The sequence below is a fragment of the Embleya sp. NPDC005971 genome (genome assembly GCF_040629175.1).
In the GTDB taxonomy this organism is placed as follows: domain Bacteria; phylum Actinomycetota; class Actinomycetes; order Streptomycetales; family Streptomycetaceae; genus Embleya.
The window spans coordinates 1-8,839 of record NZ_JBEXUX010000133.1 but is presented as its reverse complement, the minus strand read 5'-3'; the positions used below and the strand labels follow the sequence as shown (position 1 = coordinate 8,839).

Below are 8,839 nucleotides of genomic sequence, written 5' to 3'. Positions count from 1 at the left end.
GACGTGCGGTGAAAGTCGCATGCGTCGTTTGGGCTGGGGGCCGTTGGAAAAGGGCCTGCACACGCAGGAACCTCGCCAACGGCCCACCAGTACTCTGCTCCACTCACTCGCCCGCGCGGTCGAGCGCACGGACCACGCCCACCGCGGCTGCCTGCGCAAGGATGCCGAGATCGACGAACCCGACCTGCGGACTGAGGCGCTGACGGCGACGAAGCTGACGGCGTTGATCGGCCCGCCCGAGCCCGACGATCCGCCTGACAACCAGATTCTCGCCCGAGTCCGCCAATGGCACGCCGATATCCACGACCTGCGCGAACGCGGCTGGACGATCAGCGTGATCGCCCGCCGCCTGGGCAGGGACCGCAAGACCGTTCGCCGCTACCTGACGACCGACCTGGACCAGATCCTCGCGTCCGCGCGCGAACGCCGTCCCGACGGTCACATCAACCGCTTCAAGCCTTACCTCCAGCACCGCTTCCGCTCCGGATTCACCAACGCAGCGGCTCTGTTCCGCGAGATCCGCGAACACGGCTACCGAGGCAGCCGCGTCATGGTCACCAAGTACGTCGCGACGGCACCGCGACCATCGAGCCCAAGGTGGTGATCCCCAGCCCCCGCCGCATCACCACCTGGATCATGCGTCACCCCAATGCCCTGACCGGCAACCAGCGCGAACAACTCGGCCGCATCCTCGCCGCTTGCCCCGACCTCGCGGCAGCACGCGACCTCGCGCACGAGTTCAGCTCCATCGCCCGCGAACGCCGCGGCACCGACCTCACGGCCTGGATGGCCCGCGCCCTGGGGCACGGCCCGCCGCCGGTCCAGGCATTCGCCGCGTTCCTTCAGAACGACTGGGATGCGGTAGTCAACGGCCTGACCCTGCAATGGATTTCCGGCTCTGTCGAGGGACAGGTCACGCGCATCAAGCTGATCAAGCGGAGGTCGTACGGACGGGCATCCTTCGATCTCCTGAGGACCTTCGTCCTGGCACAGCCGCCGTGATCTTCCGGTTCACAGGCGGCAGTCAGTCCATGCCCTGTGGCTGAATGAGCCAGACTCGGACCTGGTGATTGTGCTCAGCGTGGTGAATCACGCGGCCGCTGACACGTGTGCCTGGTGCAGGGGCTTCGTCGCAGGGCTTTCCGATGGTCTCGATGAGTCCGAGCGCTTCCGGAACGGCGTCGATCTGGATGAACACGCCGAAGGGCTGCCGGGCGATGACCTCTCCCTCCACGCGGGTGCCAACGGGAAGTGCATCGACCGTCGCAGCCCACGCGTTGCACGCTCGGACTGCCCTCGACTCGTCCGGCCAAGAGTACTCGATCATGCAGTGATCATGGCAGCCATACGAACTTGAGTGATGACCGTCACGAAATATCCGCCACAGCCAATTTCGAAGATCCTCATCACCGTCGACGGGTTCCGATCGACGAAACCGGCCGGCGGACCGACAAACGACCGCAGTCCGTCGTCCGGTGCACGGTGCGGCACTCGAAGTGGAAGGGCTTCGGTCGGTGACCGGCCGGTGGGTGATCTGCCTGCGACGCCCCCGCGTGTGCCTGTGGTGGTCTTGCCGCCGCGCGTCGTGGTGGGCGGGACAGCTCGAGCGGCCCGGCGATCTCCGGCGCGATCACCTCGCCGCGGGCTCTGTTCGTCGGGGGCGTGAAGGGTGACGGCGCCGGTGGTGTGCAGGGGGACGGTCACGCGCTCGGTTGGGCCCGCCGACTGCGGGGCCCGCCCACCGACGGACTGGGCGCGGAGGCCGATCAGCGGCGGTGGTGCCGGGCTCGGGCTGTCCGCCGACGTGCGACGGCGTCTGTCTGTTCGAAACCGACGACCCGTCGCTCCGGCCCGACGGCCCGACGGTCCGTGGCACCGGTATCGACACGGTCACACCGTCGACCTGCGGTTCGGGATGATCCGGGAAGGAGCCGCGACCTTCCTCGTCGAGGCGACGCCCGGTCCACGACCGCGCGGCGGGTGTTCTCGTTCTGGTGAATCCGATGCTCGTGTCGTTTCCCGGTGCGGGGTGGGGGCCATCACCTTCCACGGGGCGGTGCCCCGGTTTTCTTTGCCGTCCGGGGAAAGCGTTGGGTCATGGGTGTGATCACGGTGTGGTGTCGTCGAGTGTCGGTCGTGGTGGCGGCGGCGGCCTTGTTCCCGGGGGTGAGCATGCCGGCCGCTGCGGGTGCCGGGGCCGCCGAGAGGGAGGTCCGGGCTGCGGCGAAGGAGATCTACACGTTCGCCTCCGGCAAGTGCGTCGACGTCGCGAAGCGCAGCGCCGAATCCGGGGCGAACATCCAACAGTGGGCGTGCAACGGCACGGCCGGCCAGAAGTTCCGCATCGAGCCCGTGGGCGACAACCGCGCGGTGATCAAGACGTTCTCCGACCGCTGCTGGGACGTCGCCAAGGCCGGCACCGGGGACGGCGCGAACATCCAGCAGTGGACCTGCAACGGGTCGGCCCACCAGAAGTTTCGCCTGGTCCACGTCGGCGACCGGGTGAACATCAGGACGTTCGTCGACAAGTGCGTCGGAGTCCAGGGCGCCGGCACCGGCAACGGCGTCAACATCCGCCAGTGGAAGTGCAACGGATCCGCCGCACAGAAGTTCAAGATCTGACTACATGTCGGCATACACATGTACGCCGACACCACACGAATCACGGCGGCCCCGGGGGCGGTTCGGGGCGGAGCCACGTCCCCTGCGCAAAGCTCGGGGCCGACAGGCCGAGGACCGCTGAACCACGTCACGGCGACCCTCGGGGACACGCCGACGACTGCTCCGGTACTGCGACCCTCACGCACCGGCCCACGAAAGCCTCTCCTGCGATCTGAACACCTACCGGGCGACGACTCGGTGGGATCCAGCGCCCCGGCCCGGGCGACACCCCAGCCTACGGACGAGGGCTGCGGACTTCGGGTACGACCGCGACTCGCGCGCAACGGCGTGCGACAGGGCGCCTCGGGAGGGGTTCGCCATCGGTGGGTTCGGCGTCCGGCGGTGGTCGTCACCGCATCGTCGTCGGCGCCACCGGAAAAGCCGCGGAAGACTTCGAGGACCGGTTTGGTGAACAGGGGCGCCGACGGTCCCGACGCCCTGCCCGCCGTCTCGCAGGCCAGGCTTGACGACTTCGCGGCTCTCGTCGTTCCCCGGCCGCGGCGCGGGAGCCCCGGACCGAGGAACAGCCCGTTACCCGCCCGCCCACGCCCCACCCGAGCGCCCCGCCGTTTCGGTCGCCAACCAGGAGCCAGCCATGCCTTCCTTCGGTCGGACGCTCGCCGAGATCCCACCCTCACCGCTCGCCGCGGTCGAACAACTCCTACGGTTCCACGGGCACGAGTCACCGGTCGGACTCCAGCAGGGCAAGACCGTCTTCACCCCGTGCGCCACACCCCGGGCGTGGGACCGCGCCGAGTTCGGGATCGCGGCTCACGAGCACGCCCCGCCCGCCGGCGTCCCCGCGCTGCGCCGGCGCTTCGCGGACGCCGCGACCTCGCGCCGCGGCACCCCCGTCGACGTGGACCAGGTCCTGGTGACCGGCGGGGCCACCCACGCCCTCTCGGTGATCCTGCACGCGATCCTGCGGCCCGGCGACGACGTCCTCCTCCTCTCCCCGCAATGGCTCTTCGCCGCCGGGCTGGTCCGGGCGGCGGGCGGCGTGCCTCGCGAGGTCCCGGTGTTCCTGGAGCTTTCCCAACACCGCGAGTTCGACTACGCCGCCGCCGTCGAGGCGGCGATCGGACCGCGCACCCGCGCCGTCTACTTCAACAGCCCGAACAACCCGACCGGGTACCGCCTGAGCGAGCACCGGCTCGCCGAGCTTGCCGAACTCGCGGAGCGGCACGAACTGTGGCTGATCGCGGACAACGCCTACGAGAACTACGACTTCTCGCCCGGCGGGTTCATCGACACCGCAACCGTCGGACGGGCCGCCGAGCGCACCTTCTCGGTCCACTCGTGCAGCAAGACGTACGCGATGCCCGGAGCCCGGGTCGGTCACCTGATCTCTCCGCCCGGCTGCGCCGAGGTGCTGACCAAATGGTCGCTGCACAGCGTCTGCTCGGTGTCCACCGCGGCACAGTTCGCCGCGTTCGAGGCGCTGTCCACGCCACCGGGGGAACTCGCCGCCCGGCGCGCTCTCACCGCGGACGCCTGGCGGCTGACCGACGAGGCCCTGGAGATCCCGCACACGTGCGCCTCCGGCGGCCTGTACACCTTCCTCGACCTGCGTGCCCTGGGCGACGGCGGGGAGTTCGTCCGCCGGTGCGCAGAGGAGGGCGTCGGCCTGGCACCGGGCCGGCTCTTCGGCGAGCACTGCGCCCAATGGGCGCGGATCTGCTTCACCGCCGCGCCGCCGGAGACCGTGCGCGAAGCGGTCCACCGCATCAACGGGATCACCGGATGGCGTCGATGAGTGCGCGGGCCGTCGAGGGCACGCGCGTGCCTCACCTGTGGCGGTACGGATCCCGGCCCGGCTTGGCTAGTGATCGACGTCTGTCGGGCGTACGGGTGGACGGGCGAACCCGGGCCCTGCGCCACGCCGGACCCGGTGGACGGCCCTGTCGAGTGCCGCCGCGACCCGGTGGCGCCGACCCAGCCCCGCGTCGAACGCCCTCGCCCCACCCGTCGAACGCCACAACGGTCTCGACGTGTCCGGCGCGTTCGCGGCGCACCGGTGGATCCCGCGCCGGGTCGAGCCGTCACGGCGCCGCGAAGCAACCCGCGATCTCCCGGAAACGCTTCGGCATTCGAGCCGCGCGGGCGCGGCAACTCACGCGTGATCAGGCGCGCGGTGCGGTCTCGATGTCCCGGTCGCACAGTGGCTCATCCGCGTGGAGCGCACGGCGCAGCCGGCTGCCGAGGATCTCCTCGAGCCGTTCCGGCGGGATTCCTCCGCCGGGCTTCTTGGCGCTGAGGTCGCCTGCGGTGAGCACGTGCCCGGCGGGCAGCGGACGACGGACCACGAGCGAGCGGCCGAAGATCGTGCGCAGCGGCGCCAACTCGACCGCCACCGCGTCCTTGTCGACGGGTGCCGCGAGGGCCGCGTCGATGTAGCGGACGCCGTCGACGAGCGTGCGCAGTTCGTCGCTTGTCACCGAGGCCGGCACGTCCGGGCCGAACATCTCGCGGCTGAGCGTCACGTGCACCTCGACCACGCGCCCGCCGAGCGCGACCGAGGCCAGCGAGGGGTAGATCGTCCCCGAGTGGTCGGACAGCCCCGTGGGGCAGTCGTAGCGCTCGCGGATCCTGCCGAGCACGTTCAGGCCCAGCCGATCCGGCGCGGTCGGGTAGGCCGATGTGCACTGCAGGACGGCGAGTGGCCCGGCGCCGGCCCCTCGCAGGCGTTCGACGGCGCCGTCGAGTTCGGCCCAGCTGCTCATCCCGCTCGAGAGCATCACCGGCCGGCCGGTCCGTGCCACGGCCTCGAGCAGTTGCACGTTGGTGACTTCGCCGGACGCGACCTTCCAGGCGGCCACTCCGACGCGGCGCAGCAGTTCGACCGCCTCGAGGGAGAACGGCGAACTCAGGAACGCAAGCCCGCGATCCTCGGTGTGACGCCGCAGACCCGCCCACCCCTGGGCGGTGAATTCCATCCGTTTCCAGTACTCGTAGCGGGTATCGTCCTGGTAGCTGAAGTTGACACGCCAGGGCTCGTCCGTGCGACTTTCTGCCGCCGCGATGTGCGTCTGGAACTTCACCGCGTCGGCGCCCGCGTCGGCGATCGCGTCGATGAAAGCGTGCGCTGTACCCAGGCTGCCGTCATGGGCCTGACCGACCTCGCCGACGACGATGACGTTCCTGTTCCAATCCAGCACCTTCACGCCGGACATTCTCTCACTCCGAGGAGGGACCCATGCCGGAAACGACCGCCGCCGAACGGATCGCCGCGCTCGGTTACGACTACGGCGCACGGGCCAGGGAACACCTCGCGGACTGCAACCTGTGCGGAACGAGCGGTCGTGCCGTCGAGGTCGCCCGACGCGACCGCTACGGCTACCCGGCGACCTTGCTGGTGTGCGAGCGATGCGGACTCGGCTACCTTTCCCCGCGTTTGAGCGCGAGTGACTACGCGCACTTCTACGACGGGGTCTACCGCCCGCTGGTGACGGCCTATCACGGTCGCCGGATCGACGCCGAGACCGTGCAGCGGGAGCAGCGCGAGTACGGGGCCGAACTCGCCGCGTTTCTCGGCCCCCTGCTGCCGTCCTCGACCGAGACGATCCTCGACGTCGGCGGCTCGACGGGAGTGGTCGCCGGGGTATTGGCCGAGCGCCTGGACGCGCGCGCGACCGTCCTGGACCCCTCTCCCGACGAACTCGCGGCGGCCCGGTCGGCGGGCATGGAGACGGTCGCCGGGTTCGCCGAGGACTTCGACCCGGGTGAGCGCGACTGGGACCTCGTTCTGCTGTGCCAGACGATCGACCACCTGCGCGACGTTCGCGGCACGCTGGCGGCGCTGCGCCGGATGACGGCGCCCGGTGGCCACGCGTTCGTCGACATCGTCGACGTCGACATCGTGTTGCGTCGGACGGGTGCCATCGAGCATGTGGTGAAGATCGACCATCCCTTCTATCTGACCCGTCCGACCGCCGCCGCGTTCTTCGCCGTCGCGGGTTACTCGATCGTCGCCGAGCGTGTGTCCGCCGACGGGCATCGAGGTTTCGTCCTTGCCCCGGGAGCGCGTTCCGAGCCCGACTGGCACGGGCTCGGGGTCGCCGGAACACGGTTCTTGGCCGGCGTTCGGGCGCTGCGAACCCACCGGCCCGCGTAGCGGGCGACGCACCGCGTGCCGGCCACGCCTACGCCGCGCAGTGTCCTTGTCGGATCCGTCTCGCCTGTGGTCGGGAGTCATCCACGTGGTTGATCGCCGCAAGAAGGTGTGCGTCGTCGTTGCCAGCCGTGCGAACCTGGCGCGGATCACCACGGTGCTGGAGGCGGTACGCGACCATCCGGCCCTGGAGTTACAGGTGATCGCCGCCGCGTCCGCACTGCTGGATCGCTTCGGCGGAGCCGTGAACCTGCTCGAGGAGGCCGGCTTCAGGCCCGACGCCAGGATCCGCTTCATCATCGAGGGCCAGACACCGGCGGCGATGGCGAAGTCCACCGGCCTGGGACTGATCGAGTTGCCGACCGCATTCGAGATGCTCGAGCCCGACGTCGTCGTCACCGTCGCCGATCGCTTCGAGACGATCGCGACCGCCGTCGCCGCGGCCTACATGAACATCCCCGTCGCCCACACGCAGGGCGGCGAGGTGTCGGGATCGATCGACGAGAGTGTCCGTCACGCGATCACCAAGCTGTCACACATCCACTTTCCGGCGACCGAGCTGAGCGCCCGCCGTATCGTCGCCATGGGCGAGGACCCGCGATTCGTGTTCAACGTCGGCTGCCCATCGATCGACCTCGCCGCCCGGACACGCCCGGGCACTCACCGCGACGTGCTGTCCCACCACGGCGGCGACGGATCGCCGATCGATCCGCAGAAGCCGTTCGTGCTGGTGATGCAACACGGCGTCACGACCGAGTACGGTCAGGGCCGCGCCCAGATGATCGCGACGTTGCGGGCGCTCTCGTCGATCGGGATGCAGGCCCTTGTCTTCCCGCCGAACGTCGACGCCGGCAGCGACGACGTCGCCACGGGCATCCGCGAAATCCGTGCGCTGGGTCTCGCCGAACGCTGTCACTTCGTCGGAAACCTGCCGGCCGAGGACTTCACCCGGCTGATGGCACACTGCGCCTGCATGATCGGCAACTCGTCTGCGGCGCTGCGTGAGGGCGCGTACCTCGGTACCCCCGCGGTCAGTGTCGGTACCCGCCAGCACAGTCGCGAGTGTGGCCCGAACGTCGTGTTCGCGTCACACGACCCGCTCGAGATCGCCGAGGCGATCCGCACCCAGATCACGCACGGCCGCTACGAAAGCAGTCACCTGTTCGGTGACGGAACGGCAGGGCGTCGGGTGGCGGACCTGCTGGCCACGGTGAGTCCGCCGGTGCAGAAGCGCCTGCACTACGACTCGGCCGAACTCCTCCGGCGATCCCGAGAAACGCCCCGAACGCCGGTTCGTGCGCCCACGCAGGACGACGCGAATGTCGATCCAACCGACGAACAATCACGAGCACGGCAAAAGCCCCCCCACGCGCCCGGGTCGACACGTGGCAACCACCAACCCCGTTACGAGACCCCAAGAGCCCCGTGATCGGAACTCGGCCCGATCAGCGGCGGACCCGACTGTCGCGGAGATCGTGTCCGCTTGGGGTTTCGGCCTTCGCGATGGCGTTCCTGTGCCTAGCCTGGCGTCGGAACCGGGTGAGACAGCGAGGGGACCACCGATGAGCGGGCTCACGAGTACGGCGGGCAGCCGAGACGGCGTCGAGGCGCTCCTGTGGTCCGCTCCCACGGGCCGTTGCCGGAACCGCCGGTCGACACGAGGGACCATGTGCTGCCGATCGGCAAGCTGGCGTGGTCGGATGCCACACCACCCCGCGCCCGGCGGCCACCGTCTCACCCGCGATGTTGGTACGGAGCCGACCAGGGCGACCCCAACCCCCCGACGGCACTCCCGGTATCGAGCTGGTCGGCGGCCCGCTGTGCGGGCAGTGGATGGTCCTGATCGACGATGCGGACCCGCCGTACCCGGACGGGGTCGCCCTGATCGCGACCTACGGGCACTACCCCGGCGGCGGTCGATGTACGACCACGCCAAGCCCCCGGACGCACGCCTGCACTGGACCGGCGACGTGCCCTGATCGTCCGCTCGTGGTCGAACGCGGTGTGCTCGACCGCCTCGTCGCGCAGGTGGTCGTCCTCGGCTCGATACCCGCCGTACGAATCCGG

General features: G+C 69.9%; 7 protein-coding genes and 2 pseudogenes. 7 read left to right on the top strand and 2 right to left on the bottom strand.

Annotated elements, in window-relative coordinates:
• Positions 1 to 604 (top strand): annotated as a pseudogene (locus tag ABZ374_RS47445) (hypothetical protein); the annotation flags it as partial.
• Positions 598 to 1,002, top strand: coding sequence for a transposase (locus ABZ374_RS47440; RefSeq protein ID WP_360324760.1), 405 nt, complete (start codon positions 598 to 600; stop codon positions 1,000 to 1,002). The pseudogene ABZ374_RS47445 and the gene ABZ374_RS47440, both read left to right, overlap by 7 nt.
• Positions 1,003 to 1,024: 22 nt before the next feature.
• Here ABZ374_RS47440 and ABZ374_RS47435 read toward each other — a convergent pair whose 3' ends face one another.
• Positions 1,025 to 1,327 carry a hypothetical protein gene (locus tag ABZ374_RS47435; RefSeq protein ID WP_360324757.1) on the bottom strand — a complete coding sequence of 101 codons (303 nt, stop codon included), beginning with the start codon at positions 1,325 to 1,327 and terminating at the stop codon, positions 1,025 to 1,027.
• A gap of 770 nt (positions 1,328 to 2,097) precedes the next feature.
• Between ABZ374_RS47435 and ABZ374_RS47430 the strand changes: the two genes are divergently transcribed.
• Positions 2,098 to 2,622, top strand: a complete 525-nt coding sequence (locus tag ABZ374_RS47430) for an RICIN domain-containing protein (RefSeq protein ID WP_360324755.1) — start codon at positions 2,098 to 2,100, stop codon at positions 2,620 to 2,622.
• Positions 2,623 to 3,256: 634 nt separating this feature from the next.
• Positions 3,257 to 4,417 (top strand): pyridoxal phosphate-dependent aminotransferase, encoded by a 1,161-nt coding sequence (locus ABZ374_RS47425; RefSeq protein WP_360324753.1) that lies wholly within the window; start codon positions 3,257 to 3,259, stop codon positions 4,415 to 4,417.
• Between the two features lie 367 nt (positions 4,418 to 4,784).
• Here the strand turns inward: ABZ374_RS47425 and ABZ374_RS47420 are convergent, their stop codons facing one another.
• Positions 4,785 to 5,825, bottom strand: a complete 1,041-nt coding sequence (locus ABZ374_RS47420; RefSeq protein WP_360324750.1) for an N-acetylneuraminate synthase family protein — start codon at positions 5,823 to 5,825, stop codon at positions 4,785 to 4,787.
• 32 nt (positions 5,826 to 5,857) lie between these two features.
• On the opposite strand from ABZ374_RS47420, the gene ABZ374_RS47415 reads away from it, so the two are divergent.
• The 3 genes and pseudogenes from ABZ374_RS47415 to ABZ374_RS47405 form a co-directional block, all read left to right on the top strand.
• A complete protein-coding gene (locus ABZ374_RS47415) occupies positions 5,858 to 6,775 on the top strand; it encodes a class I SAM-dependent methyltransferase (protein ID WP_360324747.1) in 918 nt (305 codons plus the stop codon).
• A gap of 85 nt (positions 6,776 to 6,860) precedes the next feature.
• Complete coding sequence (gene neuC / locus ABZ374_RS47410) at positions 6,861 to 8,201, top strand: UDP-N-acetylglucosamine 2-epimerase (RefSeq protein WP_360324745.1); 1,341 nt, start codon at positions 6,861 to 6,863, stop codon at positions 8,199 to 8,201.
• 314 nt (positions 8,202 to 8,515) lie between these two features.
• Positions 8,516 to 8,839, top strand: a pseudogene (locus ABZ374_RS47405) (hypothetical protein); the annotation flags it as partial.